The organism is Levilactobacillus tangyuanensis (genome assembly GCF_003946545.1).
Classification (GTDB): Bacteria; Bacillota; Bacilli; order Lactobacillales; family Lactobacillaceae; genus Levilactobacillus; species Levilactobacillus tangyuanensis.
Genome location: NZ_RHOA01000006.1, coordinates 1 through 17,611 on the forward strand (window position 1 = coordinate 1; position 17,611 = coordinate 17,611).

A 17,611-nucleotide genomic window follows, 5' to 3' on the forward strand; every position below is an offset into this window, starting at 1 on the left:
CGACCATTAAAAATACATCATCAACAGACTGCCATTGAAAGATTCCGGGCTTGTTCGGATTAAACTTGTAATTTGCCACTCTAAAAATCACTTCAACGCTTCCGCATCATGCAGGGCGACCTTCACGGCATCCCCTAGCCGATGCATCCCATCGTCAATCACATTCGGCGTGAGGCCACTGAAGCACAGCCGCATGCCGTTGTGAACATCGCGGTAAGGATAGAAGTTCGTGGCGGGCACGTAGTTAATGTGGGCGTGTGGTTGGATGTCACTCAGCAACAATTTGCCCGCATCGATGCCATCTGGCAGGGTGACCCAGTCGAAGAAGCCTCCGGTTGGCCGAGTGAAGGTCACTTCGTCCGGGAAGTAGTCTTCCAGGCCCCGAATCATGGCGGCACATTGCCGCTTGTAGTGGTCCTTCAAGACATCGACGTGGGCATCTAGGTCGTTACGCGTCATGTAAGCATCAATCGCCGCATGAATCACGCCACAGGCTTCCAGGTCGGCGGCTTGGCGCATCTTGAAGATGGCGTCAAGCAAATCACCATCCGCCACCAACCAGCCGGTCCGCAGTTCGGGCATCAAGATCTTCGACATGCTGGAGATGAAGACCACCCGTCCTTGAGTGTCGAAACTCTTGATGGCCGGCAATGGTGAGGCCACATAATCGAGGTCTCGATAGGGCGAATCTTCTATAATAATAAAGTCATATTTGTTGGCGAGGTTCACCAGGGCTTCGCGCTTGGTGACACTCATAGTAATCCCAGTTGGATTATGGAAGTCGGGCACCGTGTAGAGGAGCTTAATCCCCGGGTGACGCTTCAGGGTGTCTTCTAGGGCGTTCAGGTCCAGCCCATCGGGTTCTAGGCCCACCTCGTGATACTTGGGTTCATAGATATCAAAGGCCGCTAAGGCGCCCACGTAGGCCGGCGTTTCGACCACGATGTCGTCGCCGGGGTTCAGGACGGCCTTCGCCACCAGGTCGATGGCTTGTTGGCCGCCGACAGTCAGTAATATATTGGCCGCCGTGGCGTGAACGTTGCCCCATTTGCCAATCCGCGCCGCTAATTTTGCCCGCAGACTATCATTGCCGGCAACCGATTGATATTGAAAGAGATGCGGTCCCTTTTCGTCGATGGCGTCGCTGAAGGCCCGCTTCATGGCCGCCACCGGGAAGAGACTTTCGTTAGGACTCCCGGCCGCAAAGGACACCGCGCTGGGATCCGTGTCATTTATAAACAAGCCGCTTAACGCTGACGGGCGATCGGGATTAACCCGCGTTGCGAAGATATCTGTCATCATACCGCTCACACCTTTCTGGTTGACCCCCTCCGGTCGAACCGTTGACTAGGCTTTCTGCCTACTGGGGTTTATGATAAGATACCAGTAAGAGATTCGCTGTTTCGGCGTTCAAAAAGTTCGCCGTTGGAAAGTCATTCAACCTAACCAAGGAGGTGCTCCGTTGTTACCATTTGCTTACCGCGTCTTTCAGGCCATTGTTCACGAACATACCTTTTACCGCGCGGCTCAGACACTGAACGTGACGCCTTCAGCGATCAGTCATTCCGTCAATCAACTTGAAAAGGAACTCGGCTTCCCCCTCTTCATCCGTAATCGAACGGGGGTCGAGCTCACCCCGGACGGCCAATCCGTCCTGCCGCTACTTCAGGCGGTCATTAACGCCGAGGACCGGCTCCAACAAGCCGCCTCTAACATCAACGGCCTAAACGCCGGTAACGTCCGCCTGGGGGCCTTCTCCTCCGTGTGTCTGACCTGGTTGCCCCCAATCATTCGTCAATTCAAGCGGGACTTTCCGCAGATTGGCGTGGACCTGGAACAGGCCAGCTTCAGTGAAATCACGGCCGCGGTCAAGGTCGGTCGGCTGGACATCGGTCTCTCCGCCTTGCCGGTAGCCGAGAAGCTCACGGTGATTCCCCTCATTAAAGACGAAATCTATTGCATCACCCCACAAGAATTCAAGCCCGCCAACGGCAAGACCATTACCACGGTCGACCTGCGCGGCCAAAGCTTCATTCTCCAACGGGGCGACTACGACAAGGACACCAAGGCGGCGCTGGACCACTACGAGATTCGGAGTAACGCCCTGCGCTTCTCCATTGACGACCAATCCATCTTAGCGATGGTCGAGGCCGGCATGGGCATGGGCATCTTGCCCGAGCTAGCGTTAGAACGGCTAAGTGGCCAGGTCAACGTCTACCCCTTCGACGAACAATTCTTCCGGACAATCTGTCTGGTGGTCAACGGCGAACAGGCCAAGGCCCCATCGACCGCCCAGATGATTGCGGCCATCGAGAACTACGTGGACACGAAGTACCCGGACCGGGTGCTGACACGGACGGCGAATGCGAAAGCTTAGGACTCTTCGCGAATTAGGCGCTGTCACATCTAACTTAAGACCAAGTCAAAACGACCAAGACCGGTCCATCCCGCGACACCGCGGCGATGACCGGTCTTTTTTATTTAGTTATGCCGCTGCGTGGTATTATCCGGTGAGGTCGTGACGCAAATCCCCAACCGCCAACAATCCCATTTTGACAGAATGTGACGGTACGTGGATTTTACCGTTGTTCCTGTCGCCGGTCACACGATTGCCGAGGCCTCGACCAATTGACAGCCAGCGGTCGGCCCGGGCTCAGCCGTGGCACTGCCTTAGCGGAGGGAACTTTTCCGGTTAGGCAGAACCGACTTTTGAGACCGCCCTTTGGCTCAAAATCGCGTTCACCGCGTTCCAGCCCATCAGGGCCGACGGCTGGCGGGCAGCTTCCACCACCTGAGCCAAACCCCAGCCACTATCGTGGCCTTACAGATCAAAGGACTAAACCAACGCCAAACGCCCGGCTCTCTCATTGGAGAACCGGGCGTTTTTTGGTTGCGTCACCGTTCAGTGACAGATGTAATTAGACGACTGGTACCAGCGTCGTGGTGTTGGTGTCGACCAGGTCGGCCTTCACGGGTTCGGCGTACAAGTCGACGCCTTCCTTGGCGAAGAGCTTGGTTGCGGCCAACGTTTCCATGAAGTGTTGAATTTCCTTGGGCTGTAAGTCGGTGTTTACGTACTTCAATCGTAAATGCTTGATCCGGGTGTCGGAACCTTTAAACGTTAATTCTAATGCTTTCATAGAGAACCTTCCTTTCGAGACTTAGCGACGGACAATTAAGCTAAGGCGTTTTGGACCGTAACCAGGCCGCCTAAGAATGGCAGGCCGGTCAGACCGGACAAGGTGTTACCGAAGTCCTCGACCTGCTTGGCCGTTGGGTCCGCGACGGCATTGGCCATCGCAATCTTAACGGGGTGAGCGGCGTCGGTGCCTAGGAGAAACGTAATCGTGGTCTTCTTCCAAGTTGTTTGCATGGTGGAGCTCCCTTCGTGAATCGGTTTTAGTAAGTGGTCGGCCAACCCTTACACTCCTACTAACGAAATCCGGGCCGATTTTTTCGCATGTTTCCGCAAATTAATTTAAAAAGTTTTCCGGTGGGGTCAAATGGGCGATCAGTCGCTGGGTCAATGAACGCCGCCAGCGGTACACCGTGGCTAGGTTCACGTTGTGGCGTTGGGCAATCTCGGCCGCCGTTAACTGGTCGACCATGGTGCCCACCAGGAAGCGCCATTCGCCGGTCTTACCGGCTGCCCCCACTAATTTCAGAAGGTAACGGCGGTAATCGGCCAGGCCAATCGCCGTCAGGACGTTCTCCTCGTTCGGCAGTTCCGTGAGGACGGGATCGACATCCCCCGGCAGCTGGCGTTCCGTTTGTTTCCGGTCCTGCCGCAGCTGATCGGCCAGCGTCCAGACCACCTTTTGCAGGGCATACGCCAGGAATTGATGGGGGTGGGCCTCCGGATCGCCGGGATAGGTGGCGTAGATTTCGGGAAAGGCCAGCCGCCCCTCCTGGAGATAGTCCTCGTAGTCGTTGTGACTGGGCGACAGATGGAGACGTTTGAGGGCGGCATAGAGAATCGTTTCGTGGTCGCCATCGTATAAGAAGCGATACGCGGCGGTGGGATCAGTGACCAAATGAAATCATCCTTCCGAGTGTGATGATCCATAGCGCTATGGTCACTGCCTACCTTACCGGAGTCAGCAGCGAACGCCTAACGCCCGTTTTTCTCGTTTTAACCCCTGTTTTTTGCCTATAAAACCGGTCCTTCACCCCCTAAATGGCCATTCGCGGGAAAGACGGTCAAAATCGCCAAAGTGCCGTTTTTTCCCGTTTAACCCCCGTTTTGTCATTTTTAGGGGGTAAATTTATTTTCAGAATCACCCGCAGACTGAGTCATTTGTGGTATAAATAATTATGTAAGCGGTTAAATACTAGAATCCACATCGGAGGCATTTGTACATATGAAGAAAGCTGTTTGGTTAACGGCCGTTGCCGGCGCCGCCCTGCTGTTTGGCGGGACCAGCGTGGCTCAGGCCAAGACCTACAATCAAAAGGGCAACGCCCTAGCCAGTTACAACGTTAAGAAGTACAAGACGGTAAACAATAAGAACCTATTTGTGAAGCGCTACAGCTTCAAGACCAGCTATAGCAACATTTTCCAGACGACACCCACGAGTCTACATAGCACCAAGGGGAAAAAAGCCACGTTCAAGAGTAACGTCTTCCTGCCCGTCACCTACAATCGGTCGGCCGACTGGGGCAATCCCCAAAGCGAGGTCATCACGAAGGACGGCAAGACCCTCTACGAGCTGATTACCACGAGTTCGCAAAGGTCCACCGGCTGGATTGTGAAGTACAACCTGGGTGCCCTGCGGAGTAAATACGGCATCAGCACCAGCCACATGGATGCCCTGCGGCGTGCCACCTACGACCATGCCACCAAGCAACTGACCAGTACCGACAAGGCCATCCTGAAGAACGTCAAGGTGGGCCCAAAGTTCAACACTGGTCACGGTCAATCGTTGAGCATGAATCCGAAGAACGGTCAACTCTGGTTTATCGGCAAGCCCGGCGCGGTGAAGTCCAACGTCCAACAGGTGTCGACCTCCTCGTTGAAGCCCACCAAGAAGATTAACTTCACCCTGAAGAGCACCGTGGCCATGGGGTCAAACCTGACGTTTGATAAGAAGGGCAACGCCTACTTCTTCACCTACAGTAATGGCGGCTGGGCCCCTAAGGGCGCGGTCAAGATTTACCAAGGGAAGATTAACAGCAAGTCCGTTAAGTTCCACCTGGTGATGCAAGGGCTGCGCAACCGTCCCGGCACCAAGCCTCAGGCGATGGGTTACAACGCCAAGCGTAACCGGCTGTACTTCGTCTCCGATGGCAGTATTTCCTCCATCCCCGTCTCCAAGCTCGGCCACCTGAAGGCCAGCCAGGTTGAGGCGTCCAAGTTCAGCGGCAGTCGTGAGTTCGAGGGACTCCAGTTCACTTCTAACGGTAACGGCTACCTCATGAGTAATAAGGGTGCAGAGCTGTTGAAGACTAGCAAGTACTAGAGTGCGGAGGCAATTGCTGGGCTGAACACGTTTCAGCAACAGTTGCCCCGGGGATCCCCGTTTTCCAGGCGCCGATCCCCACCAACCAATCCAAGTGTTCCAGAGAAGGCCTCATCCGTGAGTGGTCCACGGATGAGGCCTTTTTAGCGGGATATTTGGGCAACAAAAAATGGGCAGCAACCGCCAAGTTTCAGCGGTTATTCCCCACTTTTGAAAAAATCATCGAAATACTAATCAAATTAAACCGACAATGTTATACTAGCCGCGAGACGGGCGCCATCCCGTCTGAGTTAACTACCATAACTTAATCTCCAACAAAGGGAACGCCCACTCGACGTTCCCTTTGCGACGTTCTGGAAAGAAAATAGTTCCAAATCAGACAACCTATCTGGACACAAAAAAACTCCCACTCATTCAGGGCGTACCTGCCGATTTAACGGGGAGTGAGAGGATTGGCTTCTCAATTTAGAAGTCTACTAGTTAAATTCTAAGATAACCAGGATCACGACTCGTTACGACCCAGATAGTGGAAATCCGGATCACGCCCCACCCGGTAACAGGCGAAGGACTTGGTCAACTCATTGTGAAAGGTCACCAGAATGGCCGGTGTGGCCCAGGTTGAGGCCGCCCAGAAGACGGTATCGTCCGGCTCCCGTTTGTCGTTAGGATACCGATAGTAGCCGCGGTCCTCATCCCAAATGGTGCCTTGCGTGTTGAGCCAATCCTCGGCGAGACCGGCCTGAACCACCGCCATGACATCGTGATTGTCGCGAATGAGCGCCGCCACCTTGTGCCAGTCCAGTTGCCAGTCATGCAGCTTCGGATTCTGGTCGCGCGTGCCCAACGGCGTGTGTTGTAAGTCAATCGAATCCAAATCAATAAAATCCATCGTAACCGCCACCCTTTGTTCCTAGTGTACCGCGGTCCCGAAAATAATGGCAAAAAAAGATGGCCAGTTAGAAATTCTCCGGATGGCTTTGCGGAGATACCTCTAACTGGCCTAAAGTGACGCATGAAGGATGAATCAATCTGCTTGGTCGACCCTGTCCCGCAGGTGCCAACCAAGTGAATTTGAATAATTGATGTACTGAAAATTCTCAAAATAATTAAAGTAACCTCGGGTGTGCGCTGAGCGATCGATCTCAGCCGAGAGGGCGGCGCTAGGATGGCTCAGTGGTGTCGTTTACCTTGAGCGGCGTGATCTTCGCCGGTCTAGGTAAAGACCGAACTTGAAGACTTGCGGGTTGGGCAAGGCTTCAAGTCGTGTCCACCACGTTCCAGCCGTCCTAGCGCCAACCGGCAGGCGCCAGTACAGCCCCCTAAGTAAACGTGACGTTGCGGACGGCGCTGAGGGGAAAGCGACGGTAGCGGCCGGACGCCACTCGCAACACAATCTGATCCTCATTCACGCCGGCCACCCAACCATCCGCCAAGGCAATCGTTTGGTTGGTACTGAAAACGTTCAACTGTAGGTGAACGGCCTTCTTATACCGCCATGCAGCGGCCAGGTCGTCACTAATCGCGTCCTCATCCTGTTGTGGCCGAGTCGGTTCGATCTGCTCAGCCGCGTGCATTTTCGCCAGGGCACTCGTGTGGTCGGACAGATAGAAGCCGCCCCACTTCAACATCCCGCGATCATGATAATCGCGGTCAAAGAACCGGTCGGCGACCTGGTCATCGGGTTCTTGATGTAAAATCATGGGCCGTCACTTCCTTAACGAATCCAGCGCTGGCTCCTGGGCCAACGAACCTTCCCAAAATCAACAAAATTCAAGGTTAAGTCCGTCTGCTGTTTGACCTGATCGATCACATTTTCTAGTATCTCTAAATCAGTCGACTTCACCGTATGTAACGGAATCGACCGTTCCCGGTGATTCTTGCGCCGAATGTCCAAGAAGAAATTGAACCCGTGGCCAAACTGGTTGTACACCACGTCAATTCGGTAGCGGCAGTGCCACTGCGCCGTGAATAGTGGGTCCAACCGTTCAACCACAATCTGGGCCTCCTTGCGCGTATCAATCAAAACTATTCCCCCCATTATGACCACCAACCAACGCGGACCGGCGCAGCATGGTGCCTCCCCGGAGAAGGCTGCTGGCCGGAATGACGGCGGTCTTACCGAAGCGATCGCGAAGTTCATCAATCACCCGGTCAAATTGGTCATTCTTAATCTGTCGTTCGGGTTGCTGGAAGAGATCCAGCTGTAAGTTCTGACTCGCACTGAGCCGCGATAACCCCACGCCAATATTTCGGACTGGTTGGCCTTCCCAATACTGCCGGAACAAACGAATCAATTCGGCGGTAATGTCGTGAGCATTATCGGTCGGATCAATCCGGTGCGTATGATGCAACCCGCCCCGACCATCATCGGCTTCGCCATCCCAAGCGAAGCCCACAAACAGGCTGACACAACCGGCCTGTTGATGATGATGCCGCATTCGCGACGTGACCTGCTGGCCAATTTCTCGCAAGACTAGCTCAATCTCAGGTTGTAGCTTATAGTCTCGTGGTAAGACTTGGGAGTTACTCCAACTCTTTTCCTTAGGCGGCCGAACATTTCCCAGCTTGGTGCGGTCGATTCCCCAGGACAGGGCAAAGAGCTGTGTCCCAATTAACCCCATTTCGTGGCGCAACTCATACGGGTTCACGTGAGCGAGATCGCCCATGCTGTGAATGCCCAATCGTTGGAGGTGCGCCGCCGTCCGATGACCAATACTCCAGACCTTTTCTAAATTGGTAATCGGCCAGATGTGTTCCCCGAAGTCTTCATACGTTAAGCGGCCAATCAAGTCATGATCGTGCTTGGCCTGCAAATCCAACGCTAACTTGGCCTGAACCGGATTCTCCCCGATGCCGACCGTGGTATACAGCCCCAGTTCACGCCGCACGTGAAGCTGAATTCGCCGGGCAACCTCTTCCGGTGTCTTACCAAACAAGCGCCAGGACTTGGTCATATCCAGAATCGATTCGTCAATTGAATAAGGAAACAGATCGCTATCGGTCACGTACTGCCGGAAAATCTTATTAATCGCCAGGTTCTTCTGAATATAGAGATTCATTCGTGGCGGCACCACCAAAATCCGCGGATCTCGCGGTACCTCATATTGTCGTGAAACATTACTAATCCCAAACAGTCGTTTGGCGGTGGGCGAGGCAGCCAACACCAGCCCGGTCCCGGTATTGTCCGCTTCCGACATCACGATCAAGCATGACTTCAACGGGTTAAGGCCCCGTTCAATGCTCTCAACACTAGCGTAAAACGACTTGTTATCAATCATAAAATATAAGCCGTGGGGTTCACGCGAGTAATCCATCGCCACCGTCTCCCTTCCATTCATGAGATTATTATACGAACGTCTGTTCGTTATTGCAAGCGAACACGAGAAATTAAATCAATTTTTTATCGAATTAACTATCCCATTTTTTGCCGCCATGAGCTGATTATCAAACCGGTCTAAAAGCCGCGTACACTTTGAACTACTTCGGTCATGAATAACGCTATATTGAATTCATTGCTACACTTGTCAATTAGTAGGAGACTAAATATTTTAATAGCTTTTATGGCACCTAAGTGGTAGAATGAACTTGTGAAGTTAGCCCTAGTCAACTAGCTTCCTCAACTTTTTAAGAAGTAACCCGGGCCTGTCCGCCACTTAAACGCGGCAACGTCTGGATTGCTTCTTTTTCGTTACAATCCGTTATTATAACGATGTTACACTGTCTGAGTTTCGTGGTCAGTACAACACTTTTATCACTTGATAATTTCCGACTTAAACGGTTATTTGTCCCGTTTAAAGCCTAAGAACCCCTCACCGGATGCGTATCCGGTGAGGGGTTCTTTGCGTTCTTGACGCTGATATTAAATTGGTTATTTGAGGTAGACCGGTCTGATCTTTTTGGTCAGATCCGATCAACGCGGATCCGCGTAACCCCACCTTGTTTCGGTATCATTCGGTTCTGATTGTCAGGTGGTGCCCCTCGCGGGGCTTCTTCTTTCTGCTAATCTGGCCGAAACGTGTTCGGGCCAGCAACTGCCTCCGCTTAACCCCGGTAGGCCAGAAATCCAAGTTCGGGATTTCCACCCTACCGACGTTAATGCTCAGCAGTTACCCGCTGGCCCTCACACTCTGTGTCTACTCGTACGACAGTGCTTCCACCGGATCCAGCTTCGAGGCTTGGCCGGCTGGCGCAAGTGCCGCTAACAGACTGATAACAATCGCAACGACAATCCCAAAGATCATGTAGTTGCTGGTGATATCAATAATCATGTAGCCAATGCCATTTCTGGCCACGTTATTGGCCAGCACCGCCACAATTTCCGTGAAGACCAGTGCCAACAGGCTAGAGAACAATCCCAGGAAGAAGGCTTCCGACAGGAACAGGTGACGAATATCCTTACGCCGCACACCCAATGCCCGCAGAATCCCGATTTCCTTGGTCCGTTCCGAAACGCTGATGTACAGCACCACGATAATCATGATGGCCGAGACTAACAGGGAAATCCCCGCGATGGCTGCCAAGACGTAGAACGCCAATTGAATGTAGGTGTTCAGCGTCGAAACAATCGCGCCGGCCCCCGTCAACTGGTACTGCTTCTTGCCGTTGTCGGCCTTCAAGCCCTTGATCTTATCCTGAACGCTCGTCACGTTCTTCAAAGAATCAATCATGACCGTCGCGAAGTTGGCCCGGAAGGTCAGCTTCTTACTCTTGTACATGTTGCGCACCGTTTGCAGGTTGGTCTGAAGTTGACCCGAACTGTCATCGGTAATCCCGCTAACTTTCAGGGACTTGGTCATGACGACCGGCAGATGCTGCTTGTTCATCCCCGTGACGGAGACCTTCACCTTCTGCCCAATCAGCTTGTACGGATGTTGCTTGTTGAATTTCTTGGCGAAGGCCTTAGACAAAATGACTTCGCCCGTGCCTGGCTTGTGCCCCTTCTTCACGCTCTTGGCCAACATTTGGTCGGTCGTCGTTTGGAAGATGGACGAGGTCGCCGAGGTGCCGTCCTTTTGGACCTGAATGCCTTGGCCGTAATACCCGAGTTCAACCTTCTTGACGTGGGGCAATTTCTTAATCCTGTTGACGTCGGTCTGACCAATCTCAAGCTTCTTGGCATCCTGACTGTCCGTGTTCTGGGCCACCTGAACGGCGGTTGGCTTAATCTGGGAGTAAATTTCGTGGTTGATATACCCCTTAACGCCTCGACCAAGGCCCAACATCAGGATCACACTGAAGATCCCGATGGATGCCCCGAAGATGATTAACAAGTTTCGTTTCAAATTGTAACGCATGTGCTTCAACGCCATCTTAACCATGGCCGTGAAACTCAGGTGCTTCGATGGTAAGTCGTGGTGTTCACCAACGGGAAAGGCCGCCTTCAACCGCGTATCGTGGTCGATGATCCCGTCTTCCATGTGAACAATCCGCGTCCCGTGGTCGGCCACTTCTTGGGAGTGGGTGACACAGATGACCAGCTTGCCATCCGCCGCGATTTCATCCATCAACGCCAGGATTTCCTGGGTGTTCTGAGAATCCAGCGCCCCGGTTGGTTCGTCGGCGATGATGATGTCGGGATCAGAGGCCAACGCCCGCGCGATGGCGACCCGTTGCTTCTGCCCACCGGATAATTGGTTAGGATGCTTGTGCATGTGTTCCGTCAGCCCCACCTTTTTCAGGAGGCTTTCGGCCCGTTCCTTCTGCTCATGCCGACTGAGGCCGGTCATTTGCAGGGAAACCAGCACGTTATCCAAAATGCTGAGGTGACTGATTAAATTAAAGTTTTGAAAAACGAAACCAATCGTCTGCCGGCGAAAGGCATCGAGTTCCTTCGCCGAAATCTGCCGAACGGACTGCCCGTTCAACAGCACGTCCCCTTCGTATTGGGCGTCCAACCCACCGATGATATTCATCAGCGTGGTCTTCCCACCACCAGATTCCCCCAAAATCGAAACAAATTCGCCCCGGTCGAATTGAAGGTCAATCCCCTTCAGAACCGGAAAGGCGGTCTTGTTCATGTAATACGTCTTGCGAATACCCCTTAACTCTAAAAAACTCATAGGCTGTACTCCTCCAAATAAAGTATACCGTGAACAATACCCCTTTTTAAATCGTTGTGCAATCTTTTCAATGGGTTATTTAGTCATAAATGCCTTACGAATCGCCTTAACGTCGCGATCGACATCGTCACTCTGGGTGAGCAAACTAATCACGGCCGCCCCAACAGCACCTGTTTGCGCAATTGCCGGCAAGGCATCGACGGTAATCCCGCCGATGGCCACGATTGGAAAATGACTGCGCTCAACCAACATTTGCAGGCCGGTGACCCCAATCACAGGATCGGCATCAGTCTTGGAAATAGTTGGCAGAATCGGACCGCTCCCTAAGTAATCAATTCCCTTAATTTGGTTAGCGGCGCGGACCTCATCCTTCGTCGAGCAGGACAGCCCAACGAACATATTATGCCCGGCAACGCGGTCGATGACGTCCGTCACCCGCCGGTCGTCCTGGCCCACGTGAATTCCATCGGCATGTAGGGCCAACGCCAAATCCACATCGTCGTCCACGATGAATGGCACGCTGGCGGCCCGGCATTGGGCCCGCAGATCGCGGCCGAGGTCCAATCGCTGGGCGCCGCTCAACTTGCTGGCACCCTTGTCACGAAATTGGAAGGCCGTGATCCCGGCGGCCAAGGCGGCCGTTAACACCTGACGGAGATCGCGTCCGGGCACATCTTGACTGCCCGCAACAAAGTAAGCTCGTAGTAATCCTGGTTCAAAAGTAACTGACATTATTGTGCACCTCCTTGACCATAGGCCCAATGATTGAGGGGCCCGTGGCCGTGACCGACGGGAATCGTATTTTCAATCGCCGCCGTCACAAAATCCTTACTGATTCGAATCGCTGTTTCATAATCCTGGCCCTTAGCCAGTTCGGCCGTGATACATGAGGACAAGGTGTCCCCGGTACCATGCGTCCGCACGGTATCAATGCGCGGGGCCGTGAGCCAAAATGACCGGCCGTCCGCCATCAAGACGAAGTCGCTAGCCTCATCCGGCGTGGCCTCGTGGCCCCCTTTGATCACGATGTTCTTCGCTCCCAGATCCTGCAGGGCCAGCGCCGCCTTCACCATCTCATCGGACGATTCAATCGTCAAGCCCGTCAGCCGCTCGGCCTCCGGTAGATTTGGCGTCAGCACATCCGCCAACGGCACCAGCTCGTCTCGCACCGTGGTCACGGCGTCATCGGCCAACAGGGCCGCGCCCCCCTTGGCAATCATGACCGGGTCAACGGTCAGTGGGCCAAAGTTGTTTTCTTTTAAATTAACCACGACATCATGCACGTGCTCAGCATCCGCCAACATTCCGGTCTTGCAGGCGCGGATGTTAAAGTCGGCTGCTAGCGACGCGAATTGTTCGTCAATCAGATGCTGCGGCACGGCCATGAAGTCCTGAACCCCCAAGGTGTTTTGGGCGGTAACCGCCACCACAACGGCGGTCCCAAAGACTTCCCGTTCCTGCATCGTCTTCAGGTCCGCCATCACGCCGGCGCCACCGCCACTATCCGTCCCCGCAATGGTTAACGTTTCTGGAAATTCATTTGCCATGTCACATCATCCCTTCTTATAAATTTAGTTATTCAAACGCGGCGACCCTTTCAATATCAGCCACCGTCGTCGTTTGGAGCGCATCCAAGAGTTTGACAATAAAACTCCCAGCCGCGACATTCCGATCGGCTTCCACCACCAGTTGACCAATGGCCGCAAAGACCAGGCAGGCCGTTTGGGCCGCCTCAAAGGCATCCGGTTCGATGGCGCAAAACGCCCCAACGATACTGGACAACATGTCCCCGGACCCCACGTGCACCTGAAATAATGGCGTGCCGTTCATCACCTTCACCGTCCGCGTACCATCGGTAATGATGTCGGTGGGACCGGATAGGATCACGGTACAGCTCAGTTTCTGGGCACAGGCCTGGGCAATCGCGACCAGGTCGCCGTCACCGGAACCGGCATCGATTCCCTTTGCGGCCCAGGTCACATCGGCCAGCGCCGCAATTTCGCCGGCATTTCCGCGGATAACATCGGGGTGGAACGTCTCTAATAAATGATTGGCCACGTGCTTCCGGTAAGTCACGGCCCCCACCGCTACCGGATCGATCACCAATGGCCGGTGCTGCTCATTTGCCAGCTTACCGACCGTTTGAATCTGTTCGATTTGCCGTTCGGTAAAGGCGCCCAGGTTTAGGCAGACCGCGTTGGCAAGTCCTACCATTTCCGCCGCCTCCGCAACCTCTTCCGACATGATGGGTGACGCCCCCAAGGCGTTCAACCCGTTAGCCACGTCCTGGACGGTAACGAAGTTGGAAATGTTAAAGACAATTGGGTTCTGGACACGTAACTCATTCAACAGTGATAACTTCATGATGTTGCCCCCTTATAATTTTCCTTACTCTTTTGGTGGCCGAAGGCCGCCTTCCGGTTGGCCAGCTAGATGCTAGAACGCCATGGGCACGGCTTTGAGCCAAAAAACGTCTCAAAGGCCGACCTTTCTCTAAGCCGGGAATCCCGCCCAACTAAGAGAAATTTCATGGCTGAGCATCTATCTGACCGCCCTCTCGGCTAACACTGACCCCCAAGTCTCGATTACCTGACAGACGAACAATCATAGCAATTACCATGATGGCAACTGAGTCACCCTAACCAACTTCACTCTGACGAGGGTCAATTTCCATCCTTGTAACCCTTCCACTACTAGGTAAGCCGAGAGGGCGGTCCTGGAGATGCTCAGTGGTGTCGTTTAACTTAGCCGAGTGATTTTCTCGGGTTAGGTAAAGACCGACCTTTAAGACACAGATTCTTCGTGGCTTAAAATCGTGTCCACCACGTTCCAGCGTCTCCAGGACCAACCGGCAAGGCGGCCCAGGGTGGCCGTCGGCCACCCAAACCAGACCACCGAAGATCCAGACAAAATAAAACGGACCGCCAGCTCACGAAAGTGTGAACCGGTGGCCCGTTATGGGTGCCACGACACGTTCCCTTCGCAAGTTTGAACTTGACAGGTTCTAAGGGATCGCTGTTAAATCAACATCTCAGCCCACGAATGGACACCCCTAGTGTTTTGGTTACTTCTAGCCTACCAGCTTTCGCTCGTGACAACAACGCTTCTTAGATTATTGGGTAACTCGTTCGGCAGCTTTACCAATTGAAACCCACATCCGGTCAATCACCTTGTCCGGCAAGAACCGGTGAATGTAGAGCACTTGGCTACCCGATCCCCCATGGTAACGCGTCTTTGGCCGCCGTGATAAGGCTGCTCGATCAACTAGACGCGCAATGACCTTGGGTTCGCTGGCAAACTTTTCAACGCCTTTGAGAATGGCCGCGGCCTTGTCGGCGGATGGACTGTAAGGACCATCGGCGGATAATTCCTTCAGGTGATCGGCCGCAATCCCGGCCCATTCGGATTGAATGGCCCCGGGTTCGATAACGGCCACGTCAATGCCTAGTGGCTTCAGTTCTAGCCGGAGCGCGTCGGATAATCCTTCCAAGGCAAACTTGGAAGCCACATACCAACTAGCCAGGGGTTGGGCAATCTTGCCATCAACGGAGGTAATGTTAATGACCCGGCCACTGTGTTGTTGCCGCATCAATGGTAAGACCGTCTTGATGAGGTCGGCGGCGCCAAATAAGTTAACGTCAAATTGGTTCTTGGCGTCTGCCAATGGCACATCTTCTAAGGCCCCCATCAGGCCGTAGCCAGCGTTGTTCACCAGGATGTCAATCCGACCTTGTTCATTCGTGATCCGGTCAACGACCGTCCGTACGCTGTCGGCGTCCGTAATGTCTAGGCGAACCGTGGTAATCCCCAGGTCATCCAGATCATTCATCCTGTCAACCCGCCGGGCGCCAGCATAAACGGTCACGCCGTTACGATGTAAGCTCCGGGCAATCGCGTTCCCAATTCCTGATGAAGCCCCAGTTACCAATGCAACTTTTCGTTGTGTCATAAGTCCATTACCTCCTAGATAATTAGACCGAGCATTAATCGGCCGTGGATGAAATCGCTTACCTTCATATAATAATGATGCTAAAACTTATTGGGCGCCACGTCTACTAATTAACACGATAAATCACAAAAAGTTGTGGGTTCTGTCTCGCCAGGGGTCAGCCCTGATGGGCCGGAACGCGGTGAACATGACTTTGAGCCAAAGAACGGTCGCAACGGTCAGTTCTGCCTAACCGGAGAAATCCCCTCCGCTAAGGCAGTTCCACGGCTGGGCCCGGGCTGACTCCTGGCTGCATACTCATCGTTGACTCATCCATTAGCTAAACTGATGACGGCTTATCTAGAGCTTCGGTGGCCACCCCGTCGTTTTTCAATTGAGACGTCTGGGTAGGTCACTTCTTGATCTACACCCCATCAAACAATTCCCAATCAAATTAAAACGGTCGTCACGAGTTGGAACCAGCAGGTATGACAACTAGTTCCAACTCGTGGCGACCGTTTAGACTTCTCTGTAGTTCAAGCACTAAGCCTACCTAAGCCGTGAGGGCGGCCAGATAGATGCTCAGCCATGAAATTTCTCTTAGGCGGGTGACCTTCCCGACTTAGAGAAAGGCCGGCCTTTGAGACCGCTCTTTGGCTCAAAGCCGTGCCCATGGCGTTCCAGCATCACTCTGGCCAACCGGCAAGGCGACAAGGGTGGCCTACGGCCACCAAATCCAAAGGTCAAAATCTAGATCAACAGTTGCTTTTGGTCATTGTAGAACCGCTTGTAGGCCCAGTAACAGGCGAGCACGGAACCAATACTGGTGGCGGACAACAACATGAAGGTCACCATGACTTGGTATTTAATCGCCCGAACGGGATCGACGCCGGCGAAGATTAACCCGGACATCATCCCCGGCAGACTGACGATGCCGACGGTCTTGGCGCCATCGATCGTCGGCTGCATCCCCGTCTTGATACTGTCCCGCAGGATATCCTTGGAGGCATCCTTCAGGTCCGCACCCAGCGCCAACTTTTCCAACACCGCCTGCCGTTCTTGGCGGAACTGGGCGTTCAAATTTCGGTAGCACAGGCCAATGGCCACCATGGAATTCGAGGCAATCATCCCGGAGATCGGAATCATTTGCGCCGGAATGAATTTGATAGCGCCCGCCAACATCAGGACACCCAGCGTGACGGCCGTACTGATCAGGATGGCCCCGATGGAAATCGGTAGGGCATCGGGAATACCATTGCTACGTTGCTTGGCATTGTACCCCGCGTTAAAAATAATTATGAGAATCAACGTCAACGTGAGCCAAATGTTGTCGACCTTGAAGACCGACTTCAATAAATACCCCACCACAAAGAGTTGGATGACCGCCCGGATAACGCCGATGATCATGTCCTTATCGATACCCAACTTTTCCTTCCAGCCAATCGCCAGGGCAATCAACACGAGCCCTAGCGCCAACATTAATGATTGATTATTCACCGCTAGATTCATTGGGCACCTCCCGCGTCGATTTTCCCCGCGGTTAACGTTATCAGCCGCGAAGCCGCCGCAATCTCTGCTTGATCATGGGTAATCGCAATAATCGTCAGGCCATCGTCCTCATTAAAGTGCCGGATCATCGACCAAACGAAGGCTTTATTTTCCTCATCTAATCCGGCGGTCACCTCGTCTAGAATCAAGACTTCCGGATAAATCATCACGTTTCGTAAGAGGGCCACCCGTTGTCGCTGCCCACCGGACAGATCCACCACCGGCTTGGCAAGATCGGCAGCCGCTAACCCCACGTATTCTAGTCCCCGGATCGCCCGGTCACGGTCAAAGGGCATTTGCCGGATGTCATATGGAAACTGGAGATTGTCCTGAACCGTGTTGCCGAAGAGCGTGGGTTGTTGAAAGCTGTACGAGACCCGACGCCGATAGGTAATCGGATCGTAGAGTTCAATCGGATCACCATCGAAATTCAGTTCACCACTGGTCTTACTCAGTAACGACGCGATAATTCGAACCAGAGTCGACTTGCCACTCCCCGAGGGCCCAGCAATGGTCACCCATTCCTGGCGGTCAATCGTCAGATTAATTTCCTTCAAAATACAGGTATCATCCACGTGATACCCCAGATCGACTAGTTCAATTAGACTCATGAGAAC

General features: G+C 53.4%; 17 protein-coding genes and 1 riboswitch. Of the genes, 2 read left to right on the forward strand and 15 right to left on the reverse strand.

Annotated elements, in window-relative coordinates; genetic code table 11:
• Positions 1-87: 87 nt before the first annotated feature.
• Positions 88-1,302, reverse strand: a complete 1,215-nt coding sequence (locus EKM96_RS05775) for an aminotransferase-like domain-containing protein (protein WP_125641055.1) — start codon at positions 1,300-1,302, stop codon at positions 88-90.
• 160 nt (positions 1,303-1,462) lie between these two features.
• Here EKM96_RS05775 and EKM96_RS05780 point away from each other — a divergent pair, with 160 nt between their 5' ends.
• On the forward strand, positions 1,463-2,377 hold the full coding sequence (locus tag EKM96_RS05780; protein ID WP_125641058.1) for a LysR family transcriptional regulator: 915 nt from the start codon (positions 1,463-1,465) through the stop codon (positions 2,375-2,377).
• A 541-nt stretch (positions 2,378-2,918) separates the two neighbouring features.
• Here EKM96_RS05780 and EKM96_RS05785 read toward each other — a convergent pair.
• From EKM96_RS05785 to EKM96_RS05795, 3 genes are all read right to left on the reverse strand, one after another.
• Positions 2,919-3,140: a DUF2922 domain-containing protein gene (locus tag EKM96_RS05785; RefSeq protein ID WP_061775781.1), complete on the reverse strand. Its 222-nt coding sequence runs from the start codon at positions 3,138-3,140 to the stop codon at positions 2,919-2,921.
• Positions 3,141-3,175: 35 nt separating this feature from the next.
• Entirely contained in the window at positions 3,176-3,373 is a 198-nt protein-coding gene (locus EKM96_RS05790) for a hypothetical protein (RefSeq protein WP_125641061.1), read from the reverse strand.
• Positions 3,374-3,473: 100 nt separating this feature from the next.
• Positions 3,474-4,034 (reverse strand): sigma-70 family RNA polymerase sigma factor, encoded by a 561-nt coding sequence (locus EKM96_RS05795; protein ID WP_125641064.1) that lies wholly within the window; start codon positions 4,032-4,034, stop codon positions 3,474-3,476.
• A 327-nt stretch (positions 4,035-4,361) separates the two neighbouring features.
• Between EKM96_RS05795 and EKM96_RS05800 the strand changes: the two genes are divergently transcribed.
• Entirely contained in the window at positions 4,362-5,459 is a 1,098-nt protein-coding gene (locus EKM96_RS05800) for a hypothetical protein (RefSeq protein ID WP_125641066.1), read from the forward strand.
• A gap of 502 nt (positions 5,460-5,961) precedes the next feature.
• On the opposite strand, the gene EKM96_RS05805 is transcribed toward EKM96_RS05800, so the two are convergent.
• The 11 genes from EKM96_RS05805 to EKM96_RS05855 all read right to left on the reverse strand — a co-directional run bounded on the left by EKM96_RS05805 (position 5,962) and on the right by EKM96_RS05855 (position 17,605).
• Positions 5,962-6,348 carry a hypothetical protein gene (locus EKM96_RS05805; RefSeq protein WP_125641069.1) on the reverse strand — a complete coding sequence of 129 codons (387 nt, stop codon included), beginning with the start codon at positions 6,346-6,348 and terminating at the stop codon, positions 5,962-5,964.
• A 430-nt stretch (positions 6,349-6,778) separates the two neighbouring features.
• The gene (locus tag EKM96_RS05810; protein ID WP_125641072.1) at positions 6,779-7,159 is read right to left on the reverse strand and encodes a hypothetical protein; all 381 of its coding nucleotides are present in this window, start codon (positions 7,157-7,159) and stop codon (positions 6,779-6,781) included.
• Between the two features lie 14 nt (positions 7,160-7,173).
• The gene (locus tag EKM96_RS05815) at positions 7,174-7,482 is read right to left on the reverse strand and encodes a hypothetical protein (RefSeq protein ID WP_125641075.1); all 309 of its coding nucleotides are present in this window, start codon (positions 7,480-7,482) and stop codon (positions 7,174-7,176) included.
• Complete coding sequence (locus EKM96_RS05820) at positions 7,475-8,779, reverse strand: Y-family DNA polymerase (protein ID WP_191987347.1); 1,305 nt, start codon at positions 8,777-8,779, stop codon at positions 7,475-7,477. The genes EKM96_RS05815 and EKM96_RS05820 overlap by 8 nt, the downstream gene beginning before the upstream one ends.
• An 813-nt stretch (positions 8,780-9,592) precedes the next feature.
• The gene (locus EKM96_RS05825; protein ID WP_125641082.1) at positions 9,593-11,518 is read right to left on the reverse strand and encodes an ABC transporter ATP-binding protein/permease; all 1,926 of its coding nucleotides are present in this window, start codon (positions 11,516-11,518) and stop codon (positions 9,593-9,595) included.
• A 75-nt stretch (positions 11,519-11,593) separates the two neighbouring features.
• Positions 11,594-12,250, reverse strand: a complete 657-nt coding sequence (gene thiE / locus EKM96_RS05830) for a thiamine phosphate synthase (RefSeq protein ID WP_125641084.1) — start codon at positions 12,248-12,250, stop codon at positions 11,594-11,596.
• Positions 12,250-13,065, reverse strand: a complete 816-nt coding sequence (gene thiD / locus EKM96_RS05835) for a bifunctional hydroxymethylpyrimidine kinase/phosphomethylpyrimidine kinase (RefSeq protein WP_125641086.1) — start codon at positions 13,063-13,065, stop codon at positions 12,250-12,252. Before thiD ends, thiE begins: the two co-directional genes overlap by 1 nt.
• 28 nt (positions 13,066-13,093) lie before the next feature.
• Complete coding sequence (gene thiM / locus EKM96_RS05840; protein WP_125641089.1) at positions 13,094-13,882, reverse strand: hydroxyethylthiazole kinase; 789 nt, start codon at positions 13,880-13,882, stop codon at positions 13,094-13,096.
• 593 nt (positions 13,883-14,475) lie between these two features.
• A riboswitch (TPP riboswitch) is annotated at positions 14,476-14,582 on the reverse strand.
• Between the two features lie 48 nt (positions 14,583-14,630).
• On the reverse strand, positions 14,631-15,467 hold the full coding sequence (locus EKM96_RS05845; RefSeq protein WP_125641092.1) for an oxidoreductase: 837 nt from the start codon (positions 15,465-15,467) through the stop codon (positions 14,631-14,633).
• A 729-nt stretch (positions 15,468-16,196) separates the two neighbouring features.
• On the reverse strand, positions 16,197-16,955 hold the full coding sequence (locus EKM96_RS05850; protein ID WP_125641095.1) for an ABC transporter permease: 759 nt from the start codon (positions 16,953-16,955) through the stop codon (positions 16,197-16,199).
• Positions 16,952-17,605 (reverse strand): ABC transporter ATP-binding protein, encoded by a 654-nt coding sequence (locus EKM96_RS05855; protein ID WP_125641098.1) that lies wholly within the window; start codon positions 17,603-17,605, stop codon positions 16,952-16,954. Before EKM96_RS05855 ends, EKM96_RS05850 begins: the two co-directional genes overlap by 4 nt.
• Positions 17,606-17,611 lie beyond the last annotated feature (6 nt).